At 47.0% G+C, this 15,000-nt stretch carries 14 protein-coding genes and 1 riboswitch; of the genes, 5 read left to right on the top strand and 9 right to left on the bottom strand.

What is annotated here, in order from left to right; genetic code table 11:
* Positions 1-202: 202 nt before the first annotated feature.
* The 4 genes from VV1_RS17360 to add form a co-directional block, all read right to left on the bottom strand.
* Positions 203-1,348 carry a dihydrolipoamide acetyltransferase family protein gene (locus VV1_RS17360; protein ID WP_011081424.1) on the bottom strand — a complete coding sequence of 382 codons (1,146 nt, stop codon included), beginning with the start codon at positions 1,346-1,348 and terminating at the stop codon, positions 203-205.
* Positions 1,345-2,328 (bottom strand): alpha-ketoacid dehydrogenase subunit beta, encoded by a 984-nt coding sequence (locus tag VV1_RS17355; RefSeq protein ID WP_011081423.1) that lies wholly within the window; start codon positions 2,326-2,328, stop codon positions 1,345-1,347. Before VV1_RS17355 ends, VV1_RS17360 begins: the two co-directional genes overlap by 4 nt.
* Positions 2,321-3,415 carry a pyruvate dehydrogenase (acetyl-transferring) E1 component subunit alpha gene (pdhA, locus tag VV1_RS17350; protein ID WP_011081422.1) on the bottom strand — a complete coding sequence of 365 codons (1,095 nt, stop codon included), beginning with the start codon at positions 3,413-3,415 and terminating at the stop codon, positions 2,321-2,323. Before pdhA ends, VV1_RS17355 begins: the two co-directional genes overlap by 8 nt.
* 455 nt (positions 3,416-3,870) lie before the next feature.
* Positions 3,871-4,866 (bottom strand): adenosine deaminase, encoded by a 996-nt coding sequence (gene add / locus VV1_RS17345; RefSeq protein ID WP_011081421.1) that lies wholly within the window; start codon positions 4,864-4,866, stop codon positions 3,871-3,873.
* 23 nt (positions 4,867-4,889) lie between these two features.
* Positions 4,890-4,989: riboswitch (purine riboswitch) on the bottom strand.
* Between the two features lie 151 nt (positions 4,990-5,140).
* On the opposite strand from add, the gene VV1_RS17340 reads away from it, so the two are divergent.
* A complete protein-coding gene (locus VV1_RS17340) occupies positions 5,141-5,461 on the top strand; it encodes a DOPA 4,5-dioxygenase family protein (protein WP_011081419.1) in 321 nt (106 codons plus the stop codon).
* 95 nt (positions 5,462-5,556) lie between these two features.
* Positions 5,557-7,098 carry a DUF3369 domain-containing protein gene (locus tag VV1_RS17335; protein ID WP_011081418.1) on the top strand — a complete coding sequence of 514 codons (1,542 nt, stop codon included), beginning with the start codon at positions 5,557-5,559 and terminating at the stop codon, positions 7,096-7,098.
* An 89-nt stretch (positions 7,099-7,187) separates the two neighbouring features.
* Here VV1_RS17335 and VV1_RS17330 read toward each other — a convergent pair whose 3' ends face one another.
* Positions 7,188-9,185: a sensor histidine kinase gene (locus VV1_RS17330; protein ID WP_011081417.1), complete on the bottom strand. Its 1,998-nt coding sequence runs from the start codon at positions 9,183-9,185 to the stop codon at positions 7,188-7,190.
* A 77-nt stretch (positions 9,186-9,262) separates the two neighbouring features.
* On the opposite strand from VV1_RS17330, the gene VV1_RS17325 reads away from it, so the two are divergent.
* Positions 9,263-10,243 carry an ABC transporter substrate-binding protein gene (locus tag VV1_RS17325; RefSeq protein ID WP_011081416.1) on the top strand — a complete coding sequence of 327 codons (981 nt, stop codon included), beginning with the start codon at positions 9,263-9,265 and terminating at the stop codon, positions 10,241-10,243.
* 20 nt (positions 10,244-10,263) lie between these two features.
* Here VV1_RS17325 and elbB read toward each other — a convergent pair whose 3' ends face one another.
* Both elbB and VV1_RS24995 read right to left on the bottom strand, forming a co-directional pair.
* A complete protein-coding gene (gene elbB, locus VV1_RS17320) occupies positions 10,264-10,914 on the bottom strand; it encodes an isoprenoid biosynthesis glyoxalase ElbB (protein WP_011081415.1) in 651 nt (216 codons plus the stop codon).
* 88 nt (positions 10,915-11,002) lie between these two features.
* Entirely contained in the window at positions 11,003-11,164 is a 162-nt protein-coding gene (locus VV1_RS24995; protein WP_011152296.1) for a hypothetical protein, read from the bottom strand.
* A 126-nt stretch (positions 11,165-11,290) separates the two neighbouring features.
* Between VV1_RS24995 and yddG the strand changes: the two genes are divergently transcribed.
* Positions 11,291-12,187 carry an aromatic amino acid DMT transporter YddG gene (gene yddG, locus VV1_RS17315; protein WP_015728031.1) on the top strand — a complete coding sequence of 299 codons (897 nt, stop codon included), beginning with the start codon at positions 11,291-11,293 and terminating at the stop codon, positions 12,185-12,187.
* Between the two features lie 30 nt (positions 12,188-12,217).
* Here yddG and VV1_RS17310 read toward each other — a convergent pair whose 3' ends face one another.
* Together VV1_RS17310 and VV1_RS17305 are read right to left on the bottom strand one after the other, a co-directional pair.
* Complete coding sequence (locus VV1_RS17310; RefSeq protein ID WP_011081413.1) at positions 12,218-13,111, bottom strand: cation diffusion facilitator family transporter; 894 nt, start codon at positions 13,109-13,111, stop codon at positions 12,218-12,220.
* 174 nt (positions 13,112-13,285) lie between these two features.
* Positions 13,286-14,164, bottom strand: coding sequence for a LysR family transcriptional regulator (locus tag VV1_RS17305; protein ID WP_011081412.1), 879 nt, complete (start codon positions 14,162-14,164; stop codon positions 13,286-13,288).
* Between the two features lie 147 nt (positions 14,165-14,311).
* Between VV1_RS17305 and VV1_RS17300 the strand changes: the two genes are divergently transcribed.
* A complete protein-coding gene (locus tag VV1_RS17300; protein WP_011081411.1) occupies positions 14,312-14,905 on the top strand; it encodes a class I SAM-dependent DNA methyltransferase in 594 nt (197 codons plus the stop codon).
* The last annotated feature ends 95 nt before the right edge of the window (positions 14,906-15,000 follow it).

The raw sequence follows: 15,000 nt of genomic DNA, 5'->3' as shown, positions 1-15,000 counted from the left end.
GGTTTTTGAGGCGCCCAGTTTGTCGAAACGTAGGGTATTTGTCAGGCTTTGTCGCTGATTATTGCGCGCTTAACTGTGCGTTTTCATCATCGATTCTCACCAAGCAAACAAGCAAAAGGGCTTCATCGTGGAAGCCCTTAATTATTAGCTATTACTTATTCGCCTTATTTCATTAGTCTTTATGCACTGCCTGAGCAACAAGTTATACACTGGGTTTTCTTAAATGCTCTGCCAACGCTTTAGTAAAGCGCGCGGCTTCGCCACCCGTACAAGCACGATGGTCAAAGGTGATCGACAAAGGCATTGCTTTGACGGCCACGGCTTTTCCTTCCCGAAGCACCACTTTCTCAATGATTCGACCCGCCCCCACAATCGCCACTTGCGGCGGTGACACCACAGGCGTGGCATAAATTCCGGCGATGGCACCAAAATTTGATAGGGTGATCGTAGCGTGTTGCAACTGCTCACGGCCAATTTTGCGCTCGCGAATTCCTGAAACGGTTTGATTTATCCAGCTACGAATGTCGTCAGGTGAAAACTCATCGGCATGTCGCATCACAGGAACATACAAACCGTGGGCACTGTCTACAGCCATACCAATATTCACGGTATGGTGCACGCAACGTGTGACGGTATCGGCATCAAACCATGCGTTTAATGCGGGTTCTTGCTGGCAGGCGTAAACGACCGCTTGAACCAAACGAACGGTAATGTCTTCTTGACTGCTCCAATGCTCTAACAGCGCTTCTTCAGTAATGGTGACCGCAGCCACTTGCAGATGAGATTCGGTCATCGTGGTCATCATGGTGCGTCGTGCTCCTTTGAGCACTTCCGTACCGGGGCGTTGTTTGCCCGCTTCGTCGTAGACATCGTGATCCATAATCAAACCGGATGGGCCAGTACCAGACACCATCTCCAAGTTCACCCCGAGTTTTTGCGCCAGCAAACGAGCCGATGGCAAGGCGGTCACCCGTTTCTCTGTGGTGTGGTTTTGGTTGCCCCCGATCCAAAAATCGTCCACTTTCACTTGATGCATCTGATTGGACACATGACCCACCACCGTGGCAGCATCTTCGCGTTGTTGTACTTTTTGGTCGCTGTTTTCGGTCACATCACCGTCTTCGATTTCCAGTAACAGCGCACCTATGTTAACCACATCGCCTTCATTGCCATGCCGAGTAATAATGGTTCCTGCCCATGGGGCTGGTACATCAACCGTTGCCTTGGCGGTTTCCACGGTGAGGATCACTTGGTCGACTTCTACTTTGTCACCGACGCTGACGTGCCACTTAATAATTTCTGACTCAGCGAGCCCTTCGCCAAGATCCGGTAGGATAAAGGTTTTCATTTCCAGCCCTCCATAAGCTCACGAGCGGCGAGCACAATATCTTGCTCTTGAATCATGAAGTAATCCTCATTGCGGTAGTAAGGCATGACGGTATCCATACCCGTCACGCGTTTAGGTGGTGCTTTCAGCAAGCACATTGCCTGCTCAGCGACGCGGGCAATGATCTCGCCACCCACACCGCCACTGCGACTGGCCTCGTGCACCACCAATAAACGTCCGGTTTTTTCTAAAGATTGGAAAATGGTCGCCATATCAAGCGGCTTGATACTGGCTAAATCAATCACCTCCGCCTCAATGCCTTGTGAGGAGAGCGTTTGAGCGGCTTGCAGAGATTCCACCACGCACGCGCCCCAAGTCACCAAGGTTACATCGCGGCCTTTACGTAAGGTGAAACAGCTATCAAGTGGTAGCGCTTCGCCGTTATCCATCACCTCTGATTTGACGGTGCGGTAAATGCGTTTGGGTTCAAAGAACATCACAGGATCATCACTGCGGATGGCAGCGAGCAAAAGGCCGTAAGCGCGCTGAGGTGAAGAAGGAATCACCACCTTAAAGCCGGGAATATGAGCAAAGAGCGCTTCGATACTTTCAGAGTGGTGCTCTGGGGCGTGAATACCGCCGCCAAAAGGGGCACGAAACACCGCAGGACAGGTGAGGCGTCCTCGAGTGCGGTTTCGCATTCTTGCCGCGTGACAAATCAGATGCTCCATCGCTGGAAACACAAAGCCTTGAAACTGAAATTCAGCCACCGGCCTCAATCCTTGTGTTGCCATACCCACCGCTACACCACCAATTAACGCTTCGGCCAGTGGTGAGTCCATTACGCGCTTTAGGCCAAATTTCTGTTTGAGACCGACGGTTGCGCGAAACACGCCGCCGTTGTCTCCCACATCTTCACCAAGCACCACGACGTTTGCATCGCGGTCCATCTCGTGATGAAGGGCGAGGTTGACCGCTTCAACTAGGGTTAGTTCAGCCATGTTTGCCTCCCTGCATACGCATTGCTTTATTAATTAACATGTCTCGTTGAGCATGAAGCTCGACCGGCAGCGAGGCATAGAGATAATCAAAGGCACTTTCAGGGGCTTGTGGCGGAAGCGAAAGATAGTGTGCGACGGCTTGCTCTACTTGTTGTTTGCAATGGGCTAACCATTGTTGCTCGAGCTCTTCATTCCAAAGCCCTTGAGCGGTTAAATAGGCTTGAAGGCGCTTGATCGGTTCATACTGCCATGCTTGTTTTAGCTCATCGGCACTGCGATATCGGCTTGCATCGTCGGCAGTGGTGTGATCACTCAGGCGATAGCTGATCGCTTCAATCAATGTCGCGCCTTTGCCTTTTCGCGCTCTGTCCAGAGCGTTGTTAACGGCATCATAAACAGCGACCACGTCATTGCCATCCACGGTGATACCGGGAATGCCAGCTCCTTTGGCTTTCTCTGACAACAAATCCGCCGCACATTGCAACTGACGAGGAACGGAGATCGCCCACTGGTTGTTGTTAACGACAAACACCAAAGGCAAATGCCATACGCCAGCGCAGTTGATGGATTCCAAAAAATCGCCTTTGGAGGTAGCGCCATCGCCACAGGTCACTAAAGCGGCGTCATGATTACCTTGAATTTTGAGTGCGGAGGCAACGCCAACCGCGTGCGTGCATTGGGTGGCAATGGGGACACAGAAGGGTAGATCGGAACAGCGTAAGTGACTTTCCTCGGGACAAAAATCACTGCCGCGTTCATCTCCGCCCCAATATTGCAGGTTTTTCTCCATGCCAATACCACGAACCCACATGGCGGGCATGTCCCGATAGTAAGGAATGAACACGTCAGAAGGTTTGAGCGCATGACCAATGCCAACCCCAAACGCTTCAGAGCCAAGGTGGGATGGGTAGGTGCCAAGTTTCCCCGTTCTTTGTAGCGCCACCGCTTTGTTGTCGTACGCTCTGGTGATGAGCATGTCACGGTAAAATTGGACAAGACGCTCCTCACTAGCCCAAGAAGGGAGTGGGCTTTGCACATTCCCTTCATAGTCGAGGAATCGGTGCATTGGCAGTGCCTGAATATTCATCTCAAGCTCCTTTTGATAAGCCTATCGCCACAGGAGATAAGCTGACACAAGACTGAAAGAGAATGTCCAATTCACATCACATGAGATGCGCTAGATATGCGCCATTTCTTAAAATTGTCTCCTGTGAAAGCGAAAGTGGCTATTTGATGCTTCTGCATTTATCCACTTCCACAGTGTTCCATCTTGGGACATCCGATTTACTGTAAGTGTAATCAAAATGTTAAATTTCGCTAAGATTAGTTTGTTTTCAAGCAGTAAACTCTGCCTTACACCGCTGAGAATTAGGACAATGTTTCAGCTTTGGCATTTGGGCTTGTTAAAATTTGAAGGAAATGACTAGGGTTGACACAAAACATCTCAGAATATTCGTGAAAAAAAGATGAGCGTTTGCTGTGGTGGAATGAAAAACGCCTTCCGTTGGGAAGGCGCATTATCGATATTGGTTTGCCTAACGCTTACTGAGCGAAGCTCAATAGATGCTGTTTAACCGCATCAGAGGTGAAGGCATTGTTGACACTGATGGTGTAGATATCGAAGTATTCCGCTTCTGTCAGTTCAAACGCTTCAACGACTTTACGCACTTCGTCGGTCATCGTGGTGTTCGACACGGTACGGTTGTCGGTGTTGATCGTTACGGCAATACCGTCTTTGTAGAACGCTTTAATTGGATGTTCACTCAAGCTGTTGACGGCTTTGGTCTGAACGTTACTGCTAGGGCACGTTTCCAGAGCCACTTCTTCCCCTTTAACGAGCTGGTAAGCTTCTGGGTGGTTGTGGATGAAGATGCCGTGGCCAACACGCTCTGCGCCAAGCAAAGAAATCGCGTCATAGACGTTTTGTCCTGCACCTTGCTCACCTGCGTGAATAGTGATGCGGTAACCCAATTCTTTTGCGTATTGTGCGTAAGGAACAAACTCGTGACAGAATCCAGGAACTTCAGAGCCAGCGAGGTCAAAAGCCACAATACCATCGTTAAGGTGTTTTGCGCCTGCTTCTAAAACCGCTTTAATTTGGTCTTTTGGCATGGTGCGTAGAATAGACAAAATGTAGTTACCGTGGATGTCGTATTGCGCTTCTGCACGTTTCATTCCACGGACCACGCTGTCCATGATGTCGTCAAGGCTTAAGCCTTTTACTTGGTGTAAAAGCGGGCCAAAGCGAACTTCTAAATATTTGACGTTCTCGTTTGCAGCGTCTTCGAATAGCTCAAATGAAATTCTCTCTAGCGCTTCTGCCGTTTGCATGACCATACCTGGCAACTCAAAGCGTTTCAGATACTCATCCAAATTTGGGCAAGTTTCTGGTGCAACCATCATCTCTTTGATCACGTTAATGTCACGTGATGGCAAAGTGAGGTTCTGTTCGTCAGCAAGGTCAATAATGGTCTGCGGGCGTACGCTACCATCTAGGTGGCAGTGCAAATCGATCTTCGGCAGGTCAAAGTAATTCATGAGTCTTCTCTTTATAAAATTTCGGATAAAGCGACAGACTTCATAATCAAGAGTTTAAGGCTCTTGGTAGAAACTCCCAAACCATATCATTAGGATTATATGAAGCGTTGATCGCCGAAAGTCTAGCACCTGTTTTTCGCCTCAGCAATGTGACAAAAGAGGCTTTTTCATCGGGATCTTCGATTTTTTTGATAGACTCTATCGATATCTGTTGATTGGAAACGCTCAACAAACCGCTAGAATGAAACAAATTATTTCAAAAAGGTTACTCTGTATGTTTCACGCCCATGTTTATTACCCTTTGATTCGTCGCCAAGATGCGTTGAAGATTCACCAGCAGATCCGCAATGAACGCCAAGATGTCACAGCAATATTTCCGCTGGTCGATCGTCTTGTTGGCCCGCATAAGATGCCGATGTTTGAGCTGCACTTTCGTGATAATCAACACGGTTTGATTGAATGGTTGGATGCACATCGCGGCGATCTATCCGTATTGATTCATCCGGTCAGTGACGAGCATTTACTCGACCACACTGAACGTGCTCACTGGTTAGGCAAAGAACTTGGCATTTTTGAAGAAACGCTAAGCGATTGAAACTCATCATGCTGTTTTTGTGCTTTTGCTCCTCTTTCTCCGTTGAATTTGTGCTAAACCTAGAGTGTGAGTAACAAAAATGGAGAGGGTGACAAATGGACTTGTTTGCAGACCATCGTGCAGAAAATCAACCTCAAGAGCCTACACAGAGCCTTCGCCTATGTAAGCCATGGAAAGTTTTGCTGGTGGATGATGATGAACAAATGCATCAAGTCACTCGATTAGCACTGAGTGGTTTTCAATTCCAAGAAAGAAAGTTGGAGCTCATCTCCGCGCTATCAGGGCAAGAGGCTCGGCAGATTTTGCAGCAGCAGACGGATATTGCCGTTGCGTTTGTCGATGTGGTGATGGAAACCGAGCATGCGGGCCTTGAGTTGGTTAAGTTCATTCGCGAGCAAATGAAGAACCGCTTGATTCGTCTCGTGCTCAGGACGGGGCAAGCAGGGCAGGCTCCAGAAGATATCGTCATCAAGGAATATGAGATTGATGACTATAAAGAGAAAACTGAGCTCACCACGCAAAAGTTGAAAACCGTTCTCTATTCCATGTTGCGCGCTTATCGCGACCTTTGTTTGATAGAAGAACAGAAAGAAGGTTTGAGTAAGGTGATTCAAGCCTCTGCCTATGTACAAAATACCACCTCTCTGCAGCACTACGCTTCAGCCGTGTTAGAGCAGCTCACTTCATTGCTCAAGTTAGAAAAATCCGCTTTTTATTGCATTGTTAAGCCCGACCCTAACGGCGAGGTTTGCCGAGCCATGACGCTGGCAGCGACGGGTTCTTATGTTGATCTCTATTCAGAGTGTGCGTTTGAAAAACTGCCAGAGCTGGTGGCAGAGCGATGTCAGCAAGTGTTGGAGAGCCATCAAACCACGCACTTTGGTGATGCGTTTGTGTTGTATAGCCATGATGAGCAGGGCGTGGACAACTTACTCTATGTGAATCTCAATAAGCAGTTGTCTGAGTTAGATCGGCAACTGCTTGAAATCTACATGCAAAATATTGGGCTTACCTTTGAAAATCTTAATTTGTTGCTTGATGTCCGAGAGACCTCCAAGGAGCTGGTCTACAACTTGGCCAATGCGGTGGAAGCACGCAGCAAAGAAACCGGCGCGCACGTACAACGCGTTTCGTTGATTTCAGAGAAACTGGCGCAGTTGTACGGACTCAGTGATTTTGAAGTCAATTTGATCAAGCACGCTTCACCGTTGCATGATGTGGGCAAAGTCGCGATTCCTGACAACATTCTTCATAAGCCCGGTAAGCTGGATGCACAAGAGTGGGAAATCATGAAAAAGCACGTCGAATATGGCGTCAACATCTTGAGTAAATCCAAACGACGCCTCTTCGCCATTGCAAAAGAAATCGCTGGGACGCATCACGAAAAGTGGGATGGTTCAGGGTATCCGATGGGGTTGCAAGGAGAGGCGATCCCGATCAGTGGCCGAATTACGGGCTTGGCGGATGTGTTTGATGCGTTAGGGGCAAAACGCAGCTACAAAGAACCGTGGTCTGATGAACAAATTCGCCAAGAAATCGAAGCGCAAAAAGGCAAACATTTCGATCCCCGATTAGTGGATTTGTTGTTGGAAAATTGGCAAGCGTTTATCGATATTCGTATTCAGCATCCTGACTAGCGAGTCCTTTGGTTATCCTTTTTTATTTCTCAGCTCTTGCTTTTTTCTGCGAACCCCGTGCTATTTAGCACGGGGTTCTTGTCGTGGAATCAGGCACTTTTTTGAGCAAGCTCTATTTGCATTGGCAGTTCTTTGGGCAGTGTAATTACAAAATGCACGCCTTGGTTTGGCTCTGAATGAAAAGAGAGATCACCTTTGAGCTTTTGTTTGACTAAATTAAACACCAGATTTAAGCCTAATCCAGAACCACCTTTTCCTCGTTTACTGGTATAAAACGGCTCGAAAATCTTTTGATGTAGAGATTCGTCAACGCCGGAGCCGTTGTCTTGATATTCCAATATGACGTTTTGTTCTTGTTCAGAAATGCGGACAAGAATCTCGGGGTTTGGCTGAGTACCGAAGGCGTGATTGACACTGTTGAGGACAAGATTAGAGACGATTTGAGTGAGAACACCGGGCAAACTGTTCATGACCACATCCTCTGGCGAATCCACGACGGGAGCCACAGGCACCTTGCGTGTTTCGGGATGCAGGCTGGCAATTAACGCATCAAGCACTTGTTTGACATTGAACTCGCTGCGGCTTTCGGAGATTTGATCGACCGCCGTTTGTTTGAAATCTCGGATCAGTTTTGCTGCACGGTTAAGGTTGTTTTCCAGCATTTGGCTGCTGTCAGAAATTCTCTGCATCACGTCGGCAAATTGTGCGCTGGTTAAGGTTTGATTGGAAAAGGCTTGATTGAGCTCAATAGAGGCATCTCGAATAATCGAAGAGGCGGTCACGGCGATACCAAGTGGGGTGTTGACTTCGTGTGCAACACCAGCAACAAGCCCGCCCAATGCTGCCAGTTTTTCTGATTCCACTAGCTGTTCTTGCGTGGCTTTGAGCTGTTCCATGCTTTGCTTTAAGTCGAGGGTTCTTACCGCCACTTCATGCTCAAGGTTTTGGTTGAGTTGTTGCAGTTCGATCTGTGTGAGTTTGAGGTCTGTAATATTAATCGTGGTACCACGAAAACCGAGAAATTTGTTCTCTTCATATTTCGCTATGGCTTGAAAAAGAAGATGGTAAGTAATGCAGTTTAAGGTGATGCTCTCTTCACACATGGCAAAGTCGTTACGCTTAAGCATGTAACTGGTGAGATTTTTGGCATCAGATAAGGCTTCAATTTCAATCAGTAACGGCTTTTCTAAAGGTTCGATACCCAACTGTTCCATCATGGCTTCTGAACAATATATCAGCCTGCCCAGTTCGTCGGTTTCCCATAACCAATCTGAAGAGACGTGGGTGAAATCCGCCAGCCGCTCCTGTTCCTGTTTGATATTGCGATACAAGGTGGTGACATTGCCAGTGATGCGGTTGGTTTCTTCACCTAACCAATCGAGCTCGTCATCGTTTTCCATGATCCATTGGTAATGCGCAAGTTGAAGTGGATCAGACGGATGACGCGGATTGTAACGCCGCAGATACTGAGCGATTTCGAAGATCCGACGGTTCACGCTGGCGTGAAAGATCATCAATATAATGTAGCAAACAAAGGCTGTTTTTAACGCGTTGAGTGTGAGGGTCACGAGGAACTGTTTCAGCAAATAGTGATAAATCTCTTGCGCGTCGGATTCAACATAGATGGTACCTATGGTTTCCATATTGCCGTCCATGGCGTTGTAGTAGGTCAGTGGGTAGGTATCGGCAATGGCGCCTTGTTCTACACGTTCTCCTGCGCTGAAAGTGTAGTCTCCCGATTTGATTTCAAGGTAGTCAATTTTCGGTAGGTTCACTAAACCATCGAGCCGTTCTTGCAAGAGCACCAAATCGAATGACCACAAAGACGCCGACAGGAGCCCTGCATGGACGTTTTGAATTTCGTAGTGACGTTGTTCAACATCATTAAACTCTTTGTCGTAGTCCCAGTAGAGCTGGAGCAGGGTGGTAAACAAAGTAAAAAGACCACTCAACAATATCATGATGAGAATGATTCGCCGGCCAATTCGGCTAAACAGCGGATTATTGATACTTTCTTCATAATTGTGTTTACGGCTCATAGCATCCCAGCTTTTCTTGGTCCTAATAGCTTCATTATAGACACCCATGCTGAACTCGATTGAAATAAGCGTAATTCACGGAGTTTGACTACACTCAGTTCATGACGTCATAGAGAGGCAGCCACATGAGAGCCGTTTTAGCGTTGATAATACTGAGTTGGATCTTTGTTTCTTCTTTCGCTTACAGCGCAAAAGTGCTGATCATTGAGAGCTACCATGCTCAGTATGAGTGGGATGAAAGCTATTTGTATGGGATTCGGCAAGAGGTCGGTGAGCGCGCTCAGATAGCCACTGTTGAAATGAACACTAAGCGGGTCCCCAAAGAGCAATACGCCGCAATGGCGGAAAAAGCGTTTGCGAAGTACCAGGCAATGAAGCCAGATATTGTTGTGCTGGGTGACGATAATGCGCTGAGCTATCTCTATCCGTATCTGTATGATGAACCCATTTCCATGGTGTTTCTTGGTATTAATTCCAACCCTCGTAAGCTGTTTGCGGACTATCCCGGACAAGCCAAAGTGACCGGCATTTTAGAGTTGCCTCTGTTTGTGAAAAACGTTGGGGAAATCAAGCGGATCCTCGGTCGCTCACCATTGAAAATTTGGGTGCTGTTTGACTCTGGCGTGACCTCTGCCATTGCAGGGGAATATATTGAAAGCCAATATCAGATGATTAAAAAGAGTCTGGGGGTCGAAGTGGCGATTCATCTTGTCGATACTCAGGCTCATTGGCAAGAGACGGTAAGACGAGCGAAAGAGGAAAACGTCGACGCGATTTTAGTCGGGCTGTATCACACGCTTGTGGATGATAAGGGGAAAAGTGTTCCTTCTGATGAGATCTTATTTTGGACCAATCAACATTCGGAAGTGCCTTTGTTTGGTTTTTGGGACTTTTCGGTTGGCAAAGGAAAAACAGCAGGTGGCGTACTGCTGTTTGGTGAAGTACAAGGTCGACATGTTGGTCGAATTATCAATCAACTGATTGATGGTCAATCGGCTGATGCGATTCCCATCCAAATCGGTAATCAGGGAAGGCCCCTTTACAGTGATTCGGAAATGCGCCGCTGGAATTTACTCCCCCCCAAAGGCTGGGAGGGAATTGAGTAGTTAAATCACGAGATGGTTATTTAGGCGATTTCGACCAGTTTGTTAACCAGTTTCTCGATCCCTGATGCGGCTTCGACAATGGAACCTGCAAGCATATAAGCTGGGGTAGAGAGTACCTTATGTTGTGAGTCGAAATGCATCTCTTCGACTGAGCACTCAACGTGCTTACCTCCCATTTGATTAAATGCCGCCGCGGTTGCGACATCGCTGCCAATGGTCCCTTCAACGCCCGAAGCGTAGACCATAGGGATAATGGTTGGTGCAATGCACAGATAACCCGCAGGCTTGCCCGCTTGGGCAAAGTCGCGACAGGCTTTGGCGACACTTTCATTTACTTGGCATTCTGCGCCAGAAATCGCGAAATTGGTTAAGTTCTTTGCAGCGCCAAATCCGCCCGGCAAAAGCAGCGCATCGTAATCGTCGACCTTTAGTTTACTGACATCATCAATATTGCCACGTGCGATGCGGGCAGACTCTACCAAAACGTTTCTGGATTCATCCATCTCTTCACCGGTTTTATGATTGATCACATGCAGTTGTTCGATGTTTGGCGCATAACAATGCCAACTTGCACCTGCTTTCTCAATCGCATAGAGGGCTAGAACCGCCTCGTGAATTTCGCTGCCATCAAACACACCACAACCACTGAGTATCACCGCTACTTTTTTCATTTCTTACCTTCCTTTTGACGGAATTCCGTTTACTCAGCTTAACCAACTTTGCCTGTGAGTGGAAAAGAGCGATACCGATTCTGTGCGGCTATTCAATGTCGACTTTGAGACTTTCATGCTCGATTTCTTGGCGAGGCTCGTCACTGTGCTGAAGAGAGGTTTCTTGTTCTTGATGCTCTGGCTCTTCTTCTTGGTAATAACGGACAACGAAGGGGGTAAGCATGACGCTAGACGGAAGAAAACGTTTCATAGTAACTCCTAACTGACGGGATCGCTTTGTTTATATCGAGTTTGGTGGTGTTTGTTTTTGAACTAGGTCAGTTTTGCAGTAAGCTCTTCGTTTGATATGCCGTTGCTGAGCTAGGGATCACAGATAATGACAACAACCCATCGATACACCTTATTTGGTTTGCTCGCCATTTTATTTTGGAGCTGTTTACTGGCCATGACGCGTATGGTTGCGGAATATTTTGGCCCGTTGGGTGGGGCGGCTCTTCTCTACAGCTTGAGTGCAATTTTGTTGGTGATGGTACTTGGCATTCCAAAGTTGAGTTATTTTCCCAAACGCTACCTTTTGGTTGGTGGTGCCTTGTTTGTCAGCTATGAAATTCTCCTAGCACTGGCGTTGGGTTATGCCGATAGTCGAATGCAATCTATTCAAGTTTCAATCGTCAATTATCTTTGGCCAGCTTTGACAGTGTTGTTTGCGGTGTGGGGGAGCGCCAAGAAAACCAGTTTGTGGCTTTATCCAGCGGTTCTACTGGCCTTTGTTGGTGTAGCTTGGACGGTCAGTGGTGATGATGGTGTATCACTGACAATGATTCAGGCGAATGTGATGGCCAATCCTTTGGTGTTTATCATGGCTTTTGCTGGCGCAATCATCTGGGCTATTTATTGCAATGTGACGCAAAGAGCGCGCTGCAAACATAACGCAATCACGCTGTTTTTTATCGCCACGGCAATGACCTTATGGGTGAAATGGTGGCTCTCTGATTCTGTTCCCTCGTTGCATTTTGGGTGGCAAGGTGTGGGGATTCTGTTTGTTGCCTCGGCATTGATGGCGGGAGGATATGCGTTGTGGAATGTCGCGATCGTTGGCGGGAATATGGTTCTGCTTGCGACAATGTCTTACTTTACGCCAATTCTTTCTTCTTTATTCTCTTCGATGATTCTTGCCGTGAGTTTGCCCAGCACATTTTGGCAGGGCGTCGCTATGGTAACCATTGGCTCGCTGACATGTTGGTGGCTTACCAGAAATAAAAACGCCGTCTAGCAAGACGGCGTCATGTGGAAGAGCAGTGAGTTAGAAAGCGACGTTCACGTTGAGCTGTAATTTGAACGGATGCTTAGAGAGCTGCTTCTTCAGTTTATTTCGAGTACTTTCCAGTTCTGCCAGGGCCAACGTCTTGTTCTTGACATGCAAGTCAACGTTAACGCGTAATTCTTGCCCGACTTTAGCAACACCTGCAAGTTTCAGATGTTGGGAAGTTTGTTTCTCGATGAACTCGATATCACTGCCGACACTTCGACAAAGTTCTTCGTCTGGGGACATCATGAGCAGCTCACGCAAAGCTTCTTTCAACATTCCCATTGGTACTTTGATGAAGTAAAACGACATTGCCAGCATCATGACTGGGTCCGCATAGGCTGCAAATTCAGCATATGGGGTATACGTCACGGCGATGGACATGATAAATCCAATCGTAACAACGGCACTAAGCAACGCATCCATTTGCCACTGTTTTACTTCAGCAGCAATGAGGCCAGAGGAGTATTGGCGACTTTTTCTCGAGATATACCACCAGACATAAGCACAACCAATCACACACGAAGTCTCAAAGAAAATCGCCACAGAGGCATTGACTTCACGACCGCCGTTGAATAAATCAAACACGGCGGAATAAAGCGAGTAAGCAACCACCATTAAAATCACTATTGCCTTGATTGCGATAACAATCGGCTCTAAGACAGCTTTACCAAAAGGAAACAAACGTTGAGAAGGTGTGTTGATATAGTAAGACGCTGCCAGCGACAATAAAGTTAACAGTAGGCTGACGAGGGAATACACCCCATCAAACATAATTACCAGTGACCCTGCGAACATGCCAAGCACCAATCCCGCGACTGCAAAGCCCGATGCAGCAAGGGCTGAGAAAGTCAGAATACGGTTTTCGTTCTTAGTTGTCCTGTCACACATAAAATATTCCGGTTGCTAAACACTCTGTTATTGTTTGCGTAACGGCGAAATTTTACAAATGAAAAGTCAGTGAATGAAATGTGTCAATTTAATGTATCTTAATATTGTCTTTTTAAATCAACACTTTAACTTAATAAATGAGCGTCATTAATATTGACGCTCACTGTGTTCGAGTTAGAAATCGAACAAATAGTCGTTGATTTTGTCTGCCAACCACGACATCGCAGGGTGCTCACTCATGCCGCTGTGGGTCAACATACAGTAATCCTCTTGTGTCAAACCATAAGTGTGTTTAATCACGGCCAGTTTTTGCTCACGTAAATAAAGCCTGATGAGAGGTTCAGGCAAAACGCCCCACGCATCTTCTTGCAAAATCATGTTCAACATATAGTCAAAGCAGGAGAAACCGATGTGTTTGAGTGAAAAAGGGCGCAATTCGGGATTGTCTTTCTCGTTGAGATAAACCATGAGTGCTTGCATTTGCGCGCGTAGATCCTCGTCCGAAACTCGACGCATTTTGGTCAAGGGATGATCAATGCGACACACTGACATCATACGTATTTTGCCTAAAGGACTGTAGGTGATTTTAGGGCTATCAACGCGTTCATAATCTACACCAAATGCAAAGTCGACTTGGCCTGTTTCAACCAAGTTTGCTAAATCTCCGCTTGAAGCCAGCACAATATTAAAAGCCGTTGACGGGTACTGCTTACTCAGTTGGTGCGAAAATTCCTGCCAAATTTCATCGGGTAACGAATCGTCTCTGGCGATCCACATTTCGGCATTAAATACCCCAGAGACATCTGCGCAGGTTTGCTTGATGCGCTGTGCGGTAACGAGCAAGTTTTCACAGTCTTTAAAAATCGCTTTACCGGCTTCAGAGAGGGTAAGTTGGTTGCCTGAGCGTACAAAGAGATCAATATCTAGCTCTTTTTCTAGCGATTTTATCGACATACTTAGCTTGGTTCTGTTGCAGTCGAGATGTCTGGCGGCTTCAGAGACGGAGCCCAATTCAGCAATGCTGCAAAATGCTTCGATTTGTGAAAGATTCATGCTCTACTCGAAAAAATGTACTTGGCGATAGCATAGCGAAAATTCATCCTGCATGCTAAGTCACTTTCGGCATAGAGGAATTTCAATAATAACTCTATGACGTAAGGAATATTTTGAGTTAATCTATCCACGTTGCAAGAAGTAATTATGGAGGCCGTGATGGCACACAATTGGGACGAAGCCGCGAAGGAGTGGGAGAGCAATCCAGCAACGGAACAGTTTTCACAATCTGTGTTCAATCAGTTAAAGGATTTAGTGAGTTTAAACGGCGCTAGAGTCCTTGACTTAGGATGTGGTACTGGCTTGTTAAGCCAAAAAATATCACCACTAGCAAAAGATATTGTCGCTTTGGATTCTTCTGAAGAGATGATCGAAGAGCTTGATAAAAAGCAGTTGCCCAATGTCGAACCCGTTGTCGACGGTTTAACTCGGGGATTGGTGGCGCAACATCCTGCATTCAGAGGGCAATTTGATGTGGTGGTGGCGTCTTCGGTTTGCGCATTCATTGATGATCTGGAAACTGCTTTAGAGGTTTCATATAGCCTGCTCAATATTGGCGGCACGTTTATCCATTGGGATTGGGTCGCGCAATCGGATGAAGAAGGCTTAACGATGCAAAGAGCCGAATCGCTACTAAAGCAGGCTGGTTTTGCAGACGTTGCTGTGGCGCCCGCTTTCGAAATGCAGTTTGAAGGGGAGACACACTCTGTCTTTGTTGGTCAGGGGAAACGTTTAAGTTAGCCCACCAAGACCCAAGACGCAAAGTATCGACACCAAACTTAATATGCGAATGAAAAAAGGCGAGCCAACAGTAAGGCTCGCTTTTTTCTGTTACC

The sequence above is a fragment of the Vibrio vulnificus CMCP6 genome (genome assembly GCF_000039765.1).
Classification (GTDB): domain Bacteria; phylum Pseudomonadota; class Gammaproteobacteria; order Enterobacterales; family Vibrionaceae; genus Vibrio; species Vibrio vulnificus_B.
This window is presented reverse-complemented; position numbering and strand designations above follow the sequence as displayed.

Excerpts from the sequence above, each read along its gene's own strand:
- add (WP_011081421.1), bottom strand. The coding sequence starts at position 4,866 with ATGAATTACTTTGACCTGCCGAAGATCGATTTGCACTGCCACCTAGAT.
- elbB (WP_011081415.1), bottom strand. The coding sequence starts at position 10,914 with ATGAAAAAAGTAGCGGTGATACTCAGTGGTTGTGGTGTGTTTGATGGC.
- VV1_RS17355 (WP_011081423.1), bottom strand. The coding sequence starts at position 2,328 with ATGGCTGAACTAACCCTAGTTGAAGCGGTCAACCTCGCCCTTCATCAC.
- VV1_RS17330 (WP_011081417.1), bottom strand. The coding sequence starts at position 9,185 with ATGGGTGTCTATAATGAAGCTATTAGGACCAAGAAAAGCTGGGATGCT.
- VV1_RS17300 (WP_011081411.1), top strand. The coding sequence starts at position 14,312 with ATGGAGGCCGTGATGGCACACAATTGGGACGAAGCCGCGAAGGAGTGG.
- VV1_RS24995 (WP_011152296.1), bottom strand. The coding sequence starts at position 11,164 with ATGAAACGTTTTCTTCCGTCTAGCGTCATGCTTACCCCCTTCGTTGTC.
- VV1_RS17310 (WP_011081413.1), bottom strand. The coding sequence starts at position 13,111 with ATGTGTGACAGGACAACTAAGAACGAAAACCGTATTCTGACTTTCTCA.
- pdhA (WP_011081422.1), bottom strand. The coding sequence starts at position 3,415 with ATGAATATTCAGGCACTGCCAATGCACCGATTCCTCGACTATGAAGGG.
- VV1_RS17340 (WP_011081419.1), top strand. The coding sequence starts at position 5,141 with ATGTTTCACGCCCATGTTTATTACCCTTTGATTCGTCGCCAAGATGCG.
- VV1_RS17305 (WP_011081412.1), bottom strand. The coding sequence starts at position 14,164 with ATGAATCTTTCACAAATCGAAGCATTTTGCAGCATTGCTGAATTGGGC.
- VV1_RS17360 (WP_011081424.1), bottom strand. The coding sequence starts at position 1,348 with ATGAAAACCTTTATCCTACCGGATCTTGGCGAAGGGCTCGCTGAGTCA.
- yddG (WP_015728031.1), top strand. The coding sequence starts at position 11,291 with ATGACAACAACCCATCGATACACCTTATTTGGTTTGCTCGCCATTTTA.
- VV1_RS17335 (WP_011081418.1), top strand. The coding sequence starts at position 5,557 with ATGGACTTGTTTGCAGACCATCGTGCAGAAAATCAACCTCAAGAGCCT.
- VV1_RS17325 (WP_011081416.1), top strand. The coding sequence starts at position 9,263 with ATGAGAGCCGTTTTAGCGTTGATAATACTGAGTTGGATCTTTGTTTCT.